This is a genomic window from Agromyces mariniharenae (assembly GCF_008122505.1).
Classification (GTDB): Bacteria; Actinomycetota; Actinomycetes; order Actinomycetales; family Microbacteriaceae; genus Agromyces; species Agromyces mariniharenae.
Map to the genome: position 1 here is coordinate 727,360 of NZ_VSSB01000002.1, position 16,707 is coordinate 744,066.

General features: G+C 73.3%; 18 protein-coding genes. All 18 read left to right on the forward strand.

Annotated features, from left to right (window positions below; genetic code table 11):
- Nucleotide 1: 1 nt before the first annotated feature.
- From rpoZ to lgt, 18 genes are read left to right on the forward strand one after another with little or no spacing between them, the layout of a single operon-like run.
- Complete coding sequence (gene rpoZ / locus FYC51_RS16700; protein ID WP_067947279.1) at nt 2-259, forward strand: DNA-directed RNA polymerase subunit omega; 258 nt, start codon at nt 2-4, stop codon at nt 257-259.
- 10 nt (nt 260-269) lie between these two features.
- The gene (coaBC, locus tag FYC51_RS16705) at nt 270-1,520 is read left to right on the forward strand and encodes a bifunctional phosphopantothenoylcysteine decarboxylase/phosphopantothenate--cysteine ligase CoaBC (RefSeq protein ID WP_148734888.1); all 1,251 of its coding nucleotides are present in this window, start codon (nt 270-272) and stop codon (nt 1,518-1,520) included.
- The gene (gene metK, locus FYC51_RS16710) at nt 1,517-2,710 is read left to right on the forward strand and encodes a methionine adenosyltransferase (RefSeq protein WP_148734889.1); all 1,194 of its coding nucleotides are present in this window, start codon (nt 1,517-1,519) and stop codon (nt 2,708-2,710) included. The genes coaBC and metK overlap by 4 nt, the downstream gene beginning before the upstream one ends.
- A gap of 1 nt (nt 2,711) precedes the next feature.
- Nucleotides 2,712-4,676 (forward strand): primosomal protein N' family DNA-binding protein, encoded by a 1,965-nt coding sequence (locus FYC51_RS16715; protein WP_148734890.1) that lies wholly within the window; start codon nt 2,712-2,714, stop codon nt 4,674-4,676.
- Nucleotides 4,677-4,725: 49 nt separating this feature from the next.
- Nucleotides 4,726-5,664 carry a methionyl-tRNA formyltransferase gene (gene fmt / locus FYC51_RS16720; RefSeq protein WP_148734891.1) on the forward strand — a complete coding sequence of 313 codons (939 nt, stop codon included), beginning with the start codon at nt 4,726-4,728 and terminating at the stop codon, nt 5,662-5,664.
- Entirely contained in the window at nt 5,661-7,184 is a 1,524-nt protein-coding gene (locus FYC51_RS16725; RefSeq protein ID WP_148734892.1) for an RsmB/NOP family class I SAM-dependent RNA methyltransferase, read from the forward strand. The genes fmt and FYC51_RS16725 overlap by 4 nt, the downstream gene beginning before the upstream one ends.
- Nucleotides 7,185-7,194: 10 nt before the next feature.
- Nucleotides 7,195-7,866, forward strand: coding sequence for a ribulose-phosphate 3-epimerase (gene rpe / locus FYC51_RS16730; RefSeq protein ID WP_148734893.1), 672 nt, complete (start codon nt 7,195-7,197; stop codon nt 7,864-7,866).
- Nucleotides 7,867-7,875: 9 nt separating this feature from the next.
- A complete protein-coding gene (locus FYC51_RS16735; RefSeq protein WP_148734894.1) occupies nt 7,876-8,139 on the forward strand; it encodes a phosphoribosyl-ATP diphosphatase in 264 nt (87 codons plus the stop codon).
- A 45-nt stretch (nt 8,140-8,184) separates the two neighbouring features.
- Entirely contained in the window at nt 8,185-9,024 is an 840-nt protein-coding gene (gene hisG, locus FYC51_RS16740; protein WP_148734895.1) for an ATP phosphoribosyltransferase, read from the forward strand.
- 12 nt (nt 9,025-9,036) lie between these two features.
- Nucleotides 9,037-9,798 (forward strand): imidazole glycerol phosphate synthase subunit HisF, encoded by a 762-nt coding sequence (hisF, locus tag FYC51_RS16745; RefSeq protein WP_148734896.1) that lies wholly within the window; start codon nt 9,037-9,039, stop codon nt 9,796-9,798.
- The gene (gene hisI / locus FYC51_RS16750) at nt 9,795-10,208 is read left to right on the forward strand and encodes a phosphoribosyl-AMP cyclohydrolase (RefSeq protein WP_148734897.1); all 414 of its coding nucleotides are present in this window, start codon (nt 9,795-9,797) and stop codon (nt 10,206-10,208) included. Before hisF ends, hisI begins: the two co-directional genes overlap by 4 nt.
- A 34-nt stretch (nt 10,209-10,242) precedes the next feature.
- On the forward strand, nt 10,243-11,763 hold the full coding sequence (locus FYC51_RS16755) for an anthranilate synthase component I (RefSeq protein WP_187432705.1): 1,521 nt from the start codon (nt 10,243-10,245) through the stop codon (nt 11,761-11,763).
- Complete coding sequence (locus FYC51_RS16760) at nt 11,760-12,536, forward strand: Trp biosynthesis-associated membrane protein (protein ID WP_187432706.1); 777 nt, start codon at nt 11,760-11,762, stop codon at nt 12,534-12,536. The genes FYC51_RS16755 and FYC51_RS16760 overlap by 4 nt, the downstream gene beginning before the upstream one ends.
- Before the next feature lie 33 nt (nt 12,537-12,569).
- Nucleotides 12,570-12,800, forward strand: a complete 231-nt coding sequence (locus FYC51_RS16765) for a DUF6704 family protein (RefSeq protein ID WP_148734899.1) — start codon at nt 12,570-12,572, stop codon at nt 12,798-12,800.
- A 3-nt stretch (nt 12,801-12,803) separates the two neighbouring features.
- A complete protein-coding gene (gene trpC, locus FYC51_RS16770; protein ID WP_148734900.1) occupies nt 12,804-13,574 on the forward strand; it encodes an indole-3-glycerol phosphate synthase TrpC in 771 nt (256 codons plus the stop codon).
- Between the two features lies 1 nt (nt 13,575).
- Entirely contained in the window at nt 13,576-14,784 is a 1,209-nt protein-coding gene (gene trpB / locus FYC51_RS16775) for a tryptophan synthase subunit beta (RefSeq protein ID WP_148734901.1), read from the forward strand.
- Nucleotides 14,781-15,566 (forward strand): tryptophan synthase subunit alpha, encoded by a 786-nt coding sequence (gene trpA / locus FYC51_RS16780; protein ID WP_148734902.1) that lies wholly within the window; start codon nt 14,781-14,783, stop codon nt 15,564-15,566. Before trpB ends, trpA begins: the two co-directional genes overlap by 4 nt.
- Before the next feature lie 59 nt (nt 15,567-15,625).
- Nucleotides 15,626-16,636, forward strand: coding sequence for a prolipoprotein diacylglyceryl transferase (gene lgt / locus FYC51_RS16785; RefSeq protein ID WP_420797254.1), 1,011 nt, complete (start codon nt 15,626-15,628; stop codon nt 16,634-16,636).
- Nucleotides 16,637-16,707 lie beyond the last annotated feature (71 nt).

Below are 16,707 nucleotides of genomic sequence, written 5' to 3' on the forward strand. Positions count from 1 at the left end.
CATGGCTGAGAAGCTGTCCGGCATCATCGATCCGCCCATCGACGACCTGCTCTCGAAGGTCGACTCGAAGTACCAGCTCGTGATCTTCGCGTCGAAGCGCGCACGCCAGATCAACGACTACTACGCGGACCTGCACGAGGGCAGCCTCTTCGACAACGTCGGGCCGCTCGTCGACTCGTCGATCGACGACAAGCCGTTGTCGGTCGCGCTCCACGAGATCAACGAGGACAAGCTCCGGCTCCGCCCCATCGGCGAGTAGCACGGCACGGATGTCGCCGCTCAACATCGTCGTCGGCATCACCGGCGGCATCGCGGCGTACAAGGCCGTCGGCGTCGTCCGCGCCCTCGTGCTCGCGGGACACGACGTCCACGTCGTGCCGACCGAGGGCGCGCTCCGCTTCGTCGGCCGCCCGACGCTCGAGGCGATCTCGCGCAACCCGGTGCACACCGACCTGTACGAGGGCGTCGCCGAGGTGCGGCACGTGGCCATCGGGCAGGCTGCCGACCTCATCGTGATCGCGCCGGCCACGGCCAACACGATCGCGAAGCTCGCCACGGGCCTCGCCGACGACCTGCTCGGCAACACCGTGCTCGCGAGCGAGGCGCCCGTCGTCATCGCGCCCGCGATGCACACCGAGATGTGGCGGCATCCGGCCACGCAGGCGAACATCGCGACGCTCCGCTCGCGTGGGGTCACCATCGTCGGGCCGGCCGTCGGCCAGCTCACGGGCGCCGACAGCGGGCCCGGACGCATGGAGGAGCCCGACGTGATCGCCGCCGCCGCGCTCGCCGCGGCATCCGGTCGACGCGACCTCGCCGGCTTGCGCGTCGTCGTGACCGCGGGCGGCACCAGGGAGCCGCTCGACCCGGTGCGGTTCCTCGGCAACCGCTCCAGCGGCAAGCAGGGCGTCGCGATCGCCGAGGCGGCACGGGCCCGCGGCGCCGAGGTGACCCTCATCGCCGCGAACCTCGAGGTGGCCGACCCGGGCGGCTGCGACATCCGCCGCGTGTCGACCGCGCTCGAGCTGCAGGATGCCGTGACCGACGCCGCGCGCGAGGCCGACGTCGTCGTGATGGCTGCTGCGGTCGCCGACTACCGGCCCGCCGACGTGAGCGAGTCGAAGCTCAAGAAGGACGCGAGCGATTCTGGGCTGACGCTCGAGCTCGTGCGCAATCCCGACATCCTCGCCGGGCTCGGCCACGCGCCGCACGACGGCACGCTGCTCGTCGGCTTCGCCGCCGAGACCGAGCCCGACGACGAGGCCCTCCTGGCCCTCGGTCGCGCCAAGCGCGAGGCGAAGGGCGCCGACCTGCTCGTGGTCAATCGCGTGGGCTGGCACGAGGGCTTCGCGACCGACGAGAACGCCGTCGTCGTGATCGGACGCGACGGCGAGATCGTCACACGAGCACACGGAACCAAGACATCAGTGGCCCATGACATCCTCGACGTGGTTGTCTCGATGGCGACGACCACGGCGGTCGCCGCCGACACCACGAAGGAACACGAGCCCACGACATGAGCGCACTCCGACTGTTCACCTCCGAATCCGTCACCGAGGGTCACCCCGACAAGATCTGCGACCAGGTCTCCGACTCGATCCTCGACGCCCTCCTCACCGTTGATCCGCACGCCCGGGTCGCCGTCGAGACGCTGGTCACGACCGGTCTCGTGCACGTGGCCGGCGAGGTCTCGACGACGGGGTACGTGGAGATCCCCGCGATCGTGCGCGACCGCGTGACGTCGATCGGCTACAACTCGTCGGACGTGTGGTTCGACGGCCGCTCGTGCGGCGTCTCGGTCTCGATCGGCGGGCAGTCGCCCGACATCGCGCAGGGCGTCGACAACGCCTTCGAGGCACGCGAGCGCGCGAGCGACGACGCCCTCGACCGCCAGGGCGCCGGCGACCAGGGCATCATGTTCGGCTACGCCACCCGCGAGACGCGGGAGCTCATGCCCGTGCCGATCTGGCTGGCCCACCGCCTCGCCGAGCGACTCTCAGCGGTGCGCAAGCAGGGCGAGCTCGACTACCTGCGCCCCGACGGGAAGACCCAGGTCACGGTCGGCTACGACGGCCAGGTGCCGCGCACGATCGAGACCGTCGTGCTCTCGACGCAGCACTCGCCGGCCATCTCGACCGAGCAGCTGCGCGCCGAGGTCGAGGAGCTCGTCATCCAGCCGGTGCTCGAAACGGTCGAGCTCTCGCGCGCCGACCTGTCGGTGCTCATCAACCCGACCGGCCGCTTCGAGATCGGCGGACCGCAGGGCGACGCGGGCCTCACCGGGCGCAAGATCATCATCGACACCTACGGCGGCGCCAGCCGGCACGGCGGCGGCGCCTTCAGCGGCAAGGACCCGTCGAAAGTCGACCGCTCGGCGGCCTACGCGATGCGCTGGGTGGCGAAGAACGCGGTCGCGGCCGGCCTCGCCGACCGGCTCGAGCTGCAGGTCGCGTACGCGATCGGCAAGGCGGCGCCGGTCGGCCTCTACGTCGAGTCGTTCGGCACCGCGCACGTGCCCGACGAGCGCATCATCGGGGCGATCCGCGAGGTGTTCGACCTCCGGCCCGCGGCGATCATCCGCGATCTCGACCTGCTGCGACCCATCTACGCGAAGACCGCGACCTACGGCCACTTCGGGCGCGAGCTGCCCGAGTTCACCTGGGAGCGGCTCGACCGCGTCGACGACCTCCGCAGCGCCGCCGGTCTCTGACGTGCCGGGCGGCGCCGTCGCCAGGGTGCTCGTCGACTCGCCCCTGCCGCAGCTCGACCAGCTCTTCGACTACGCCGTGCCCGAACGCCTTCGCGAGCGGGTGCGCCCCGGCGTCCGGGTGCGGGTGCCGCTGCGCACCGGCGGCCGGATCGCCGACGGCTGGCTCGTCGAGCTCGCCGACACGAGCGAGTACGGGGGCACCCTGAGCGAGCTCGAGGACGTCGTCTCCGAGGTGCCGATGCTCGTGCCCGAGGTCTGGGCGCTCGCGCGCGCCGTCGCCGATCGGGCGGCGGGCAACGCGAGCGACATCCTGCGCCTCGCCATCCCCAGCCGGTACGTGCGCGTCGAGCGGTCGTGGCTCGCATCGCCTGGCGAGCCCGGGCCCCCACCTGAGGCACCGCCGCCGGTCCACGGCGCTCCCGCCGGCCGGGTCGAGGCGGGCGTCGACGGCGGCGAGCGGATGACGCTCACCGCCGATCCGCGTCCGCTGCGCCTGCCGACCGGGGAGTGGGTCGGCGCGTGGGCGGTCGCGCTCGCGCAGGCGGCCGCGCACGCGCTGCACCGCGACCGCTCGGCGCTGCTCGTCGTGCCCGACTACCGCGACCAGGAGCAGCTCGAGGCGGCGCTTCGAGCCCTCGTGGATTCGCGACGCGTGCTGCGCACCGACGCCCGGCAGACGGGCGGCGACCGTTACCGGGCCTTCCTCGATGCGACGCGCGACGACGCCCGCATCATCGTCGGCAACCGCTCGACCGTGTACGCGCCGGCGGCCCGCTTGGGCCTGATCGCGATCTGGGACGACGGCGACCCGCTGCTGAGCGAGCCGCTCGCCCCTGGCGTGCATCCGCGCGACGCGGCGCTCGTGCGCCAGGAGCAGAGCGGTGCCGCGCTGCTGTTCATGGCGCACACCCGCAGCGTCGAGGTCGAGCGGCTCGTCGGGATCGGGTGGGTCCAGGCGATCGAACCGGCCGCGCAGGTGCGGCCCAAGGTCGTGCTCACCGAGCAGCAGGCGAGCCCCGAGCCGGGATCCGCGCGCATCCCCTCGTCGGCCTGGCGGCAGGCGCAGGAGGCCGTGCGCGAGGGCCCGGTGCTCGTGCAGGTTGCGCGCCCGGGCAACGCCCCGCTGCTCACGTGCGACCGCTGCCGGGAGACGGCCCACTGCGCGGCCTGCGGCGGCACGCTCGTGGTGCCGCGTGCGGGCGGCGACCCGCGCTGCGTCCTGTGCGGCACGAGCGCGAGCGGCTGGCGCTGCCCGGTGTGCGACGGCACACGCCTGCGCGCCGCGACCGTGGGGGCGAGCCGCACGGCGGAGGAGCTCGGTCGCGCGTTCCCGCGCTCGCTTGTGATCCTCTCCGACGGCGAGCGGCCGGTGCTGCGCGTGGGCGCCGAACCGGCGCTCGTCGTCGCCACGCGCGGCGCGGAGCCGATCGCCGACGGCGGCTACCGCGCCGTCCTGCTGCTCGACGGCGAGCGGATGCTGCTCCGGGAGTCCCTGCGCGTCGCCGAGGACTGCCTGCGATGGTGGTCGAACGCCAGTGCGCTGGCGGCTCCGGGCGCACCGGTCTTCCTCGTCGGCGTCGGCGGCGCGCTGGCCACGGCGCTCTCGACGTGGCGGCAGCCCGAGTGGGCGGCGACCGAGCTCGCCGCGCGGCGCGCCCTGCGCTTCCCGCCCGCGGTGCGGGTCGCGAGCGTCACCGCCGGGCACGCCGCCGTCACGCGGGCGGTCGACGCCGTGCGCGGGATCGACGGGGTCGACGTGCTCGGACCGGCGCCCACGGGCGAGGAGGACGAGGGCCTGCAGCGGGCGATCGTGCGGTTCGACTACGGCGCGGGCGCCCGCGTCGCGCGCGAGCTGCGCGCCGAGATGATCCGCGTGGCGACCGAGCGGCGACGACCCGTGGCCGGGCGGCCCGTGCGGCGACCACCGGTGCTGCGCGTGCGGTTCGACGATCCCGACGTGCCCTGACGCGAGGGGCATCGGATCCGCCGTGCACGCCGGTCGGCCACAATGGAGTGTGCAGAAGCTCCGTCTCGTGTTCGCCGGCACGCCGGCCGCCGCCGTCCCGTCGCTCGAACGCCTCGCCGCGAGCGGGCACGAGATCGTCGCGGTGGTGACGCGCCCCGCGGCACCGCAGGGCCGCAAGCGCGTGCTGGCCCCGTCGCCCGTGGCCGCCGCGGCCGAGCGGCTCGGCCTCGAGGTCATCGAAGCGGCACGGCTCGACGAGGCGACGACGCAGCGCATCGTCGCGCTCGATCCCGACCTCGGCGCCATCGTCGCCTACGGGGGACTCGTCCGCGAGCCGCTGCTGTCCGCGCCCGAGCATGGCTGGATCAACCTGCACTTCTCGCTCCTGCCCGCCTGGCGCGGCGCGGCGCCGGTGCAGCACGCGCTCATCGCCGGCGACGTCGAGACCGGGGCATCGGTGTTCCGGCTCGTGCCCGAGCTCGACGCCGGCGACGTGTTCGCGATGCGAGCACGGACCGCGGGCGACGACACCGCGGGGGAGCTGCTCGAGGCCCTCGCGCACGAGGGCGCAGACCTGCTCGCCGAGGTCGTCGACGGCATCGCCGATGGCTCGGCATCCGCGACACCGCAGGCCGGCGAGCCCACGTTCGCCCCGAAGCTCGGCATCGACGACGCGCAGCTCGACTGGACAGCCTCCGCGGACGCGGTGCGCAACCGCTTCCGCGGCGTCACGCCCGAGCCGGGCGCGTGGACGACGGTCGACGACCAGCGCGTCAAGGTGCTCGACCTCGCCGAGGCGACCGAGCCGACGGCGACGGATGCCGCGGCGCTCGCCCCGGGCGCACTGGAGCTCGTCGGGCGACGCCTCCTCATCGGCACCGGCACCGGACCGCTCGAGCTGCGCCGGGTGCAACCCGCCGGACGCACGGCCATGTCGGCGGCGGACTGGTGGCGGGGCTCGGGACGAGACGGAGCGGTGGCGCGATGAACGCCGAACAGGGCGGCGGACGTGGACCGGACAGTGGACCCGGCGCGGGCGGCGGGCGCGACCGCGGAGGTCGCGGCCAAGGCCCCGCACGCAGTCGCAGCGGTCGCGGAGGCCCGCCCCGCGAGGAGCGCGTCGCGCCCGCGCGGCTCGTGGCGTACGACGTGCTCGCCGCCGTGCGCACCGACGAGGCGTACGCGAACCTGCTCCTGCCCGTGCGCATCCGCCGGGCGGGGTTGAGCAAGGCGGATGCCGCCCTGGCGACCGAGCTCACCTACGGCACGCTGCGCCGGCAGGGCACCTACGACCGGGTCATCGAGCTCGCCGCGGGCCGGCCGACGTCGGCGATCGACCCGGCCGTGCTCGACGTGCTGCGGCTCGGCGCGCATCAGCTGCTCGCGACCCGGGTGCCCACGCACGCCGCGGTGAACGAGCAGGTCGCGCTCGCGCGCCGGGTCGAGCCGAAGGCCGCGGGCTTCGCGAACGCCGTGCTGCGCACGATCTCGCGCACGTCGCCCGAGGGCTGGCGCGAGCTCATCGCCGAGGGCACCCGCAGCGACGAGGAGCGCCTCGCCCGGCTCGAGAGCCACCCCGAGTGGATCGTGCGCGCCTTCCGCGCCGCGCTCGAGCACGAGGGTCGTGGCGACGAGCTGGAGGCCCTGCTCGCCGCCGACAACGCCTCGCCGCGGGTGAACCTCGCGGTCCTGCCGGGCCTGGGCGCCGACCCTGACGACCTCCCCGGCTTCGAACCCGATCGGTACTCGCCCATCGGCGGCGTGGCCGACGACGCGATCGCCGCCGCTGAGTCGTCAGAGGGACGCGTCCGCGTCCAGGACGAGGGCTCCCAGCTCGCCGCGCTCGCGCTCACCCGGGCTGCACCGGTCCGGCCGGGGGAGCGCTGGCTCGACCTGTGCGCCGGCCCCGGTGGCAAGACCGCCGTGCTCGCCGCGGAGGCCGCGGCGAACGACGCCATGCTCGCCGCGAACGAGCTCGTCCCGGCGCGCGCCGACCTCGTGCGCACGGCGATCGCCGGGGTGCCGCTGCCCGTCGAGGTGCGCGTGGGCGACGGCCGCGAGGTCGATGCGGCCGCCCTCGGCGCGCCCGACGGATTCGACCGCGTCCTGCTCGACGCGCCGTGCACCGGGCTCGGCGCGCTCCGGCGACGGCCGGAGGCGCGCTGGCGCAAGGCGCCGTCCGACGTCGCCGAGCTCACTCGGCTGCAGGGCGAGCTCTTCGACGCGGCGGTGCGGGCGCTCGCGCCGGGCGGCATCCTCGCCTACGTCACGTGCTCGCCGCACACCGCAGAGACCCACGGGACGCTGAACGCGGCGCTCCAGCGGTGGGGCGGCGGCATCCGGCAGCTCGACACGCAGGCCGTCGTGCAGGGCGTGGCGCGGCATCCGCTCGACCTCGCCGGCGCGCCCGAGACCGCCCAGCTCTGGCCGCACCGGCACGGCACCGACGCGATGTTCGTCGCGCTCGTGCAGCGCACGACGACGGATGCCCCGGAGGCCGCTCGGTAGGCTGTGCCGCATGACGACGCGCATCAACCCGAGCATCCTCGCCGCCGACTTCGCGAACCTCGAGCACGAGCTCGGACGCATCGCGACGGCCGATCTCGTGCACGTCGACATCATGGACAACCACTTCGTGCCGAATCTCACGTTCGGCCTGCCGATGGTCGAGCGGCTGCAGCAGGTTTCGCCCATCCCGCTCGACGTGCACCTCATGATCGACGACCCCGATCGCTGGGCACCGGGCTACGCCGAGGCGGGCGCGTACTCGGTCACGTTCCACGCCGAGGCGGCCGGCGAGCCCGTGTCGCTCGCGCGCCGGCTGCGCGAGATCGGCGCTCGGGCGGGCATCGCCCTGAAGCCCGGCACGGATGCCACGCCCTACCTCGACCTCCTGCCCGAGTTCGACCAGGTGCTGATCATGACCGTCGAGCCGGGCTTCGGCGGGCAGGCGTTCATCCCCGAGACCATGCCGAAGCTCCGTCGCGTGGCCGACGCCGTGCGCAGCTCCGGCCTCGACGTCTGGCTGCAGGTCGACGGCGGCATCACCGCCGACACCATCGGCATCGCGGCCGAGGCGGGCGCGGACACGTTCGTCGCGGGCTCCGCCGTCTTCGGCGGCGAGGTGCCGGCCGAGCGCATCGCGTCGCTGCGCGACGCCGCGTCGGCGCACACCCACGCGCACCGGTAGCCTAGGGGAGTGAAATCCTTCGACGACCTCTTCGTCGAGCTCAGCGACAAGGCCACCACCCGCCCAGAGGGTTCCGGCACCGTGCGCCAGCTCGACGCCGGCGTGCACGCCATCGGCAAGAAGATCGTCGAGGAGGCGGCCGAGGTGTGGATGGCCGCCGAGTACCAGGGCGACGACGAGACCGCCGAGGAGATCTCGCAGCTGCTCTACCACCTCCAGGTGCTCATGCTCGCCAAGGGCCTGACCCTCGCCGACGTGTACCGACATCTCTGATCCGCCATGACCGCAGATCAGTTCCGTCGACACGAAAGCCAGGGAATGCTCCGAATCGCCGTGCCCAACAAGGGCTCGCTCTCCGACACCGCCGCGCAGATGCTCTACGAGGCCGGGTACACCGGCCGCCGCGACCCGCGCGAGCTCATCGTCGCCGACCCCCGCAACGGGGTCGAGTTCTTCTACCTCCGCCCGCGCGACATCGCGACCTACGTCGGCTCGGGCGCGCTCGACGTCGGCATCACCGGCCGCGACCTGCTGCTCGACTCGGGCTCCGACGCAACCGAGATCGCGCCGCTCGGGTTCGGCGACTCGACGTTCCGCTTCGCCGGCCCGCCCGGAGCGTACTCGGTGCTCGCCGACCTCCACGGCGTTCGCGTCGCGACGAGCTACCCCGGTCTCGTCGGCGCCTTCCTCGAGCGCAACGGCGTCACGGCGAAGCTCGTGAAGCTCGACGGCGCCGTCGAGTCGGCCGTGCGGCTCGGCGTCGCGGATGCCGTCGCCGACGTCGTCTCCACCGGGGGCACGCTGCGCAAGGCGGGCCTCGACATCTTCGGCCCGGTCATCCTCGACTCCGAGGCGGTGCTCATCGGCTCCGGCGTCGAGAAGCCGGGAACGAACACACTCATGCGGCGCCTGCAGGGCGTGCTCGTCGCCCGGCAGTACGTCATGCTCGACTACGACGTGCCCGTGACCGCGCTCGAGGCCGCCACGGCCGTCGCCCCCGGCTTCGAGTCGCCCACGGTGTCGCCCCTGCACGACAAGGACTGGACGGCGGTGCGCGTCATGATCCCGCGCGTCGACATGAACCACGTCATGGACGACCTCTACGCCCTGGGCGCGCGGGCGATCCTCGTGAGCGCGATCCACGCGGCACGACTGTAGGAGGGAGCTCGCATGTCCCTCGCCGTCCGAGTGATCCCGTGCCTCGACGTGGCCGGCGGCCGCGTCGTGAAGGGCGTGAACTTCCAGAACCTGCGCGACGCCGGTGACCCCGTCGAGCTCGCCGCCCGCTACTCCGACCAGGGCGCCGACGAGCTGACGTTCCTCGACGTCACCGCGACCGTGGACGACCGGTCCACCACCTACGGGATGGTGCAGCGCGTCGCCGAGCAGGTCTTCATCCCGCTCACCGTGGGCGGCGGCGTGCGCTCCGCCGAGGACGTCGCGCGCCTGCTCGGGCACGGCGCCGACAAGATCGGCGTGAACAGCGCCGCGATCGCGCGCCCGCGTCTCGTCGCCGAGATCGCCGACCGCTTCGGCGCCCAGGTGTGCGTGCTGTCGCTCGACGTGAAGCGCTCGAATCGCACGCCGTCGGGCTTCGTCGTGACCACGCACGGCGGCCGCACCGAGACCGACCTCGACGCGCTCGAATGGGCGCGCACCGCGATCGAGCTGGGCGCCGGCGAGCTGCTCGTGAACTCGATCGACGCCGACGGCACGAAGCAGGGTTTCGACCTCGAGCTCACGGCGCTCATGCACGAGCTCGCGAGCGTGCCCGTGATCGCGTCGGGCGGCGCCGGCGCCGTCGGCGACTTCGGGCCGGCGATCGCGGCGGGCGCCGACGCGGTGCTCGCGGCATCCGTGTTCCACAACGGCGAGATCACCATCGCCGAGGTCAAGGCGGCCCTCGCGGCCGAGGGGAGGATCGTGCGATGAGCGAACCGGGCGACGAGGAGCTGGAGCGCGACGACGAGGCGTGGACGCCCGGGGGATCGCCGCTCGACCGGGCGACCTTCAACGCCGACGGCCTGCTGCCGGCGATCATCCAGCAGGAGGGCACCGGCGAGGTGCTCATGCTCGGCTGGATGGACCGCGAGGCGATGCGGCGCACGCTGACCGAGGGCCGGGTGACCTTCTGGTCGCGCTCGCGGCAGGAGTACTGGCGCAAGGGCGACACCTCCGGTCACGTGCAGTACGTGCGCGCGGCGGCGCTCGACTGCGACGCCGACACCCTGCTCGTCACGGTCGAGCAGGTCGGTGCGGCATGCCACACGGGCACGCGCACGTGCTTCGACGGCGACCCGCTCGAGGTGCGCAAGGGCATCGCGCCCGCCGCGGCCGACTGACGACGACACCCGCCGAGACGACGAGGAGATCCGCGTGCCCGCCACCACGAGCTTCGAGGAGTTCACCGCGCTGCTGCCCGGCCGCCGCGTCGTGCCCGTGACGCGCGAGCTCTTCGCCGACGGCGAGACGCCGGTCGGCATCTACCGCAAGCTCGCCGAGGGCCGCCCCGGCACGTTCCTGCTCGAGTCCGCCGAGCAGGGCGGCATCTGGTCGCGGTACTCATTCGTCGGCGCGTCCTCCTACGGCGTGCTCACGGAGCACGACGGCCGCGTCGAGTGGCAGGACTACGGCCTGAGCGCGGAACGCGCGCTCGGCGACGCCGCCGACCTCGCGCCCCTCGCCGCCCTCGAGGCGCTGTTCGAGCGCTGGCGCACCGAGGACGTGCCCGGAGCGCCGCCGCTCACGGGCGGGCTCGTGGGCTTCATCGGGTGGGAGGCGATCCGCCAGATCGAGCGCCTGCCGAACCGCCCGCCGGCCGACTTCCGGATGCCGGGACAGGCGTTCTCGTTCGTGTCCGAGCTCGTCGTGATCGACCACCGCACGGGCACCGTGCAACTCGTGGCATCCGTGCTCAACGACGGCGACGACGCACCCGACGCCCTCTGGGTCGACGCACAGGAGCGCCTCGACCGGATGCAGCGGCGCCTCGCCCGGCCGTCGGAGGCGTGGCTCGCCGAGATCGACCTCTCGACGGCCGCGAGCCCCGCGCACCGCACCGAGAAGGCCGACTTCCTCGCAGCCGTCGAACGGTCGAAGGAGTACATCCGCGAGGGCGACGTCTTCCAGGTCGTGATCGCCCAGCGGTTCGAGCTGGAGGCGACCGCGCATCCGCTCGACGTCTACCGCGTGCTGCGCAGCCTGAACCCGAGCCCCTACATGTACGTGCTCCACCTCGACGACCCGGCCGGCGAGCCGTACTGGATCGTCGGCTCCTCGCCCGAGGCGCTCGTGAAGGTGCAGGACGGCCGGGTGTTCACGCACCCCATCGCCGGGTCGAAGCCGCGCGGCGCGACGCCCGAGCAGGACGCCGAGCTCGAGGCCGAGCTCGTCGCCGACCCGAAGGAACAGGCCGAGCACCTCATGCTCGTCGACCTGGCCCGCAACGACCTCGCGAAGGTCTGCCTCGCGGGGTCGGTCGAGGTCACCGAGTTCATGCGCGTCGAGCGCTTCAGCCACATCATGCACCTCGTCTCGTCGGTCGAGGGCGACCTGCGCGACGACGCGAACGCGGTCGACGTGTTCCGCGCGACCTTCCCGGCGGGCACGCTCTCGGGCGCGCCGAAGCCGCGTGCGCTCGAGATCATCGACGAGCTGGAGCCCGCGCAGCGCGGCCTCTACGGCGGCGTCGTCGGGTACTTCGGCTTCGGCGGCGACGCCGACCTGGCGATCGCGATCCGCACGGCGACCATCTCGGGCGGCGTCGCGCGCGTGCAGGCCGGCGGCGGACTCGTGGCCGACTCGGTGCCCGAGTCCGAGTTCCAGGAGTCGGTGAACAAGGCCGCGGCACCGTTACGCGCGGTCGCGGTCGCGAACGCGATGCGGAGGGTCGAGTGACCCCCGCGCGCATGAAGCTGCCGGTCCTCGTCGTCACGATCATCGGCGCGGGCCTCGCGCTGCTCTCGTGGAGCCAGACCTGGTACGAGCTCAGGCTGACGGATGCCGCGGCGGGCGGCGAGGCGATCGCCGTGCCCGGCAGCGTCGCCTCGCCTGCCCTCGCGGCGCTCGGGCTCGCCGGGCTCGCGCTCGTCGCCGCGCTGGCGATCGCCGGACCGGGCATCCGCATCGTCCTCGGCGTGCTCGAGATCATCCTCGGCGGGTGCGTCCTCCTCGCCGCCGGCATCTCGCTCGGGAACGCGGTGGCCGCGGTCGCCCCGGCGGTGACGGATGCCACGGGCGTCACGGGATCCGGACCGACCGCCGAACTCGTGGCCTCGGCGACCGCCACCGCATGGCCCGTCGCGGCGATCGCCGGTGGCGTGCTGCTCGTGCTCGCCGGGATCGCGGTGCTCGTCACCGGCACGCGCTGGCCCGCCTCCTCCCGCCGCTACCGGGGTGCCCGCCTCGCCGACGCCGACGAGCCGGGCTCGGCCGGGGATCGCGAGCGCGCGGCATCCGATCGCGCCATCGACGACTGGGACGAGCTGAGCCGCGGGGACGACCCCACCGACGAGGAGCCGGTCGCGGCATCGGACGCGCCGGACGCTCCCGGCGCACCCGATGCGCGAGAAGACGCCGCGGCACCCGCCGCGGCCGCTGCGGAGGACGCACCCGACGCGCCCGCCGACGGCCGCGCCGCGGGCGAGGGCCCGACCGAGCGCAGCCGCTAGACTGACCCCCGAACCCCGCAACGAAGGAGCATCATGAGCACTGAGCACGCAGATCCCGGCCACGGACACTCGCCCGCGGCGTGGACCTCCGTCACGATCATGCTCATCGCGTTCGTCATCGGCACGGTCGCGTTCTTCTTCGACGTGCAGTGGCTCGTGTGGGCCTCCGCGGGCCTGCTCCTCATCGGCGCGATCGTCGGCTGGATCCTCGCCCGCGCCGGCTACGGCGTCGGCGGCGCGAAGGTCGCCGAGAGGGTGCACTGACGCGTGCTGTCCGAACTGACGGCGAACGCGGTCGCCGATTCTCTGTCGCGCCGTGAGACGCGCCCCTTCGCCGAGGTCGAACGCGCCGCGCTCGAGCGCCCGGCGGCCATCGACGCGCTCGAGGTGCTGAAGCCCTCCGAGCGAGTCAAGGTCATCGCGGAGATCAAGCGCTCGAGCCCGTCGCGCGGGGCGCTGGCGCAGATCGCCGACCCGGCCGCGCTCGCCCGCAGCTACGAGCTGGGCGGAGCGAGCGCGATCAGCGTGCTCACCGAGGGGCGCCGCTTCGGCGGCTCGCTCGCCGACCTCGAGGCCGTGCGCGCGGCCGTGGCGCTGCCCGTGCTGCGCAAGGACTTCATCGCGACGCCGTACCAGGTGCTCGAGGCCCGCGCCGCCGGCGCCGACCTCGTGCTCCTCATCGTCGCGGCGCTCGACGACGCCACGCTGCGCGAGCTCTTCGACCTCATCGTCGAGCTCGGCATGACGCCGCTCGTCGAGACGCACTCCGCCGAGGAGCTCGACCGGACCGCCGCGCTCGGCGCCCGGCTCATCGGCGTGAACGCCCGAGACCTCTCCACGTTCGAGCTCGACCGCGACCTCTTCGGCCGGCTCGCCGACCGGTTCCCGGCCGACGCGATCAAGGTCGCCGAGTCCGCGGTGCTGTCGGCGGCCGACGTGGCGCACTACCGCGCCGCCGGCGCCGACGTCGTGCTCGTGGGCGAGGCCCTCGTCACGGGCGACCCGATCGAAAACCTCCGAGCCTTCCTGGCGGTGTGACATGACGCTGAGAGCGCAGACCGGTCCGTACTTCGGCGACTTCGGCGGGCGCTTCGTGCCCGAGTCCCTCGTCGCCGCCCTCGACGAGCTGGGCGAGGCGTACGACCTCGCGAAGCTCGACCCCGCGTTCGGCGAAGAGCTCGCCGAGCTCGGCCGCAGCTACACGGGGCGGCCCTCGATTATCACCGAGGTGCCGCGGTTCGCCGCCCACGCCGGCGGCGCACGCATCATCCTGAAGCGCGAGGACCTGAACCACACGGGCTCGCACAAGATCAACAACGTGCTCGGCCAGGCGCTGCTCACGAAGCGCATCGGCAAGACGCGCGTCATCGCCGAGACGGGCGCCGGCCAGCACGGCGTCGCCACGGCGACGGCGGCCGCCCTGTTCGGCCTCGAGTGCACGATCTACATGGGCGAGGTGGACACCGAGCGCCAGGCGCTCAACGTCGCGCGCATGCGGCTCCTCGGCGCCGAGGTCGTGGCCGTGAAGGCGGGCTCGCGCACGCTGAAGGACGCGATCAACGAGGCCATGCGCGACTGGGTCACCAACGTGGCCACCACCAACTACATCTTCGGCACGGTGGCGGGCCCGCACCCGTTCCCCGAGATGGTGCGCGACTTCCAGAAGGTCATCGGCGAGGAGGCGCGCCAGCAGGTGCTCGACCTCACGGGTTCGCTGCCCACGGCGGTCACCGCGTGCGTCGGCGGCGGCTCGAACGCCATCGGCATCTTCCACGCGTTCCTCGACGACGCCGACGTGCGGCTCGTCGGCTACGAGGCGGGCGGCGAGGGCGTCGACACCGAGCGCCACGCCGCGACCATCACCAAGGGCCGCCCCGGCGTGCTGCACGGCGCCCGCAGCTACCTGCTGCAGGACGAGGACGGCCAGACGATCGAGTCGCACTCGATCTCCGCGGGCCTCGACTACCCGGGCGTCGGCCCCGAGCATGCCTGGCTCGCCGCGATCGGCCGCGCCGAGTACCTCCCGGTGACCGATGCGGCGGCCATGGAGGCGCTGCGCCTGCTCACGCGCACGGAGGGCATCATCCCCGCCATCGAGTCCGCGCACGCCCTCGCGGGAACGCTCGAGCTCGGCCGCGAGCTCGGCCCCGACGCGACGATCCTCGTGAGCCTCTCGGGCCGCGGCGACAAGGACATGGACACCGCGGCGAAGTACTTCGACCTGTACGACGAGGGAGCGACCGAATGAGGACCGTCGGGCCCGTGATCGCGCGGCGGAACGAGGAGGCGCGCGGCGCCCTCATCGGCTACCTCCCGGTCGGCTTCCCGACGCTCGACGAGAGCGTCGAGGCGGCCGTCGCCCTCGTCGAGCACGGCGTCGACGTGCTCGAGCTCGGGCTCCCGTACTCCGATCCGGTCATGGACGGCCCCGTCATCCAGGCGGCGACGCAGCAGGCACTGCAGAACGGGTTCCGCCTGGCCGACGGCTTCGAGGCGGTGCGTCGCATCACCGAGCGCACGGATGCCCCGGTGCTGATCATGACCTACTGGAACCCCGTCGTGCAGTACGGTGTCGACCGCTTCGCCGACGACCTCGCCGCCGCCGGGGGAGCGGGCCTCATCACGCCCGACCTCATCCCCGACGAGGCGGCCGACTGGATCGCGGCATCCGAGCGCACCGGCCTCGACCGGGTGTTCCTCGCGGCGCCCACGTCGACCGACGCGCGCGTCGCGCAGGCCGTCGACGCGAGCCGCGGCTTCGTCTACGCCGTCTCGACGATGGGCATCACCGGCGCGCGCAGCGACGTCGACCAGGCGGCGCGCACGCTCGTGTCCCGGCTCGCCGACGCGGGTTCGCCCGCGAGCTGCGTCGGCCTCGGCATCTCCACGGCCGCCCAGGTCGCCGAGGTGCTCGAGTACGCCGACGGCGCGATCGTCGGCTCCGCGCTCGTGAAGGCGCTGGCCGAGGGCGGGGTCGGCGCGGCCGGCGAGCTGGCGGCGGAGCTCGCACGCGGCACGCAGCCCGAGTGAAGTACGCTCTTGGAGGCCGCTGCGGCGGCCGCACCCCCTGACGAAAGGCAGTCGACGGCGTGATCGCTCCGTTCAGCATCCCGAGCCCGGACTACGCGTGGCAGGTCCTCGAGATCCCGATCTTCGGCTGGACCCTGAACATCCACATGTACGCGCTGTGCATCCTCCTCGGCATCGTCCTCGCCGTGATCATCACCGGCCGCCGGCTCACGAAGCGGGGCGCCGAGCCCGGCATCGTGCTCGACATCGCCCTCTGGGCGGTGCCGCTGGGCATCATCGGCGCGCGGCTGTACCACGTGCTCACGCACCCCGACGACTACTTCTTCGAGGGCGCCAACGTCTTGAACCCGTTCCAGCCCGGCGCGATCTGGAACATCTGGGAGGGCGGCAACGCCATCTACGGCGCGCTGATCGGCGGCGCCGTCGGCGTCTGGATCGGCTGCCGCTTCACGGGAATCCGGTTCTGGTCGTTCGCCGATGCGCTGGCGCCGGGCATGCTCGTCGCCCAGGCCGTGGGCCGCCTCGGCAACTGGTTCAACCACGAGCTGTTCGGCCTGCCCACCGACCTGCCGTGGGGGCTCGAGATCGAGTCCGACAACGCGGCGTTCCCCGCCGGACTCGCCGACGGCACGCTGTTCCACCCCACGTTCCTCTACGAGATCGTCTGGAACCTCGCGGGCGCCGCGCTCATCATCTTCCTCGAGCGTCGCATCAACCTGCGCTGGGGCAAGGCGTTCGCGCTCTACCTGATCTGGTACGGCACGGGCCGCGCCTTCTTCGAGGCGATCCGCGTCGATCCGAGCGAGATGTTCCTCGGCGTGCGCGTCAACGTGTGGGCGTCGTGGGCCGCGGTCGTGTTCGGCATCATCCTCTACCTCGTGCAGCGCCGCCGGCACACCGGCGACGAGCCCTCGCCGTACGTTCCCGGCCGTGAATGGAAGGGACCCGACGCTGAGGTAGACTCTGACGAAACCGAGTCCGACTCCGACTCTCTCGACGATGGCGTCGAGGGTGAGAACACCACGGGCGAGACCGCAGCCACAAGCTCGAGCCGGTCCACCACGCCGTAGCGTCCATCGCACGTTCTCCGACGCGACGCCGCACCATGCGTCGCGACATCCCTTCGAAGGGCCGACGACGT

What these genes read in the sequence shown, in the direction of transcription:
- rpoZ (WP_067947279.1), top strand. Translation starts at nt 2, where the DNA reads ATGGCTGAGAAGCTGTCCGGCATCATCGATCCGCCCATCGACGACCTG.
- coaBC (WP_148734888.1), top strand. Translation starts at nt 270, where the DNA reads ATGTCGCCGCTCAACATCGTCGTCGGCATCACCGGCGGCATCGCGGCG.
- metK (WP_148734889.1), top strand. Translation starts at nt 1,517, where the DNA reads ATGAGCGCACTCCGACTGTTCACCTCCGAATCCGTCACCGAGGGTCAC.
- FYC51_RS16725 (WP_148734892.1), top strand. Translation starts at nt 5,661, where the DNA reads ATGAACGCCGAACAGGGCGGCGGACGTGGACCGGACAGTGGACCCGGC.
- rpe (WP_148734893.1), top strand. Translation starts at nt 7,195, where the DNA reads ATGACGACGCGCATCAACCCGAGCATCCTCGCCGCCGACTTCGCGAAC.
- hisG (WP_148734895.1), top strand. Translation starts at nt 8,185, where the DNA reads ATGCTCCGAATCGCCGTGCCCAACAAGGGCTCGCTCTCCGACACCGCC.
- hisF (WP_148734896.1), top strand. Translation starts at nt 9,037, where the DNA reads ATGTCCCTCGCCGTCCGAGTGATCCCGTGCCTCGACGTGGCCGGCGGC.
- hisI (WP_148734897.1), top strand. Translation starts at nt 9,795, where the DNA reads ATGAGCGAACCGGGCGACGAGGAGCTGGAGCGCGACGACGAGGCGTGG.
- FYC51_RS16765 (WP_148734899.1), top strand. Translation starts at nt 12,570, where the DNA reads ATGAGCACTGAGCACGCAGATCCCGGCCACGGACACTCGCCCGCGGCG.
- trpB (WP_148734901.1), top strand. Translation starts at nt 13,576, where the DNA reads ATGACGCTGAGAGCGCAGACCGGTCCGTACTTCGGCGACTTCGGCGGG.
- trpA (WP_148734902.1), top strand. Translation starts at nt 14,781, where the DNA reads ATGAGGACCGTCGGGCCCGTGATCGCGCGGCGGAACGAGGAGGCGCGC.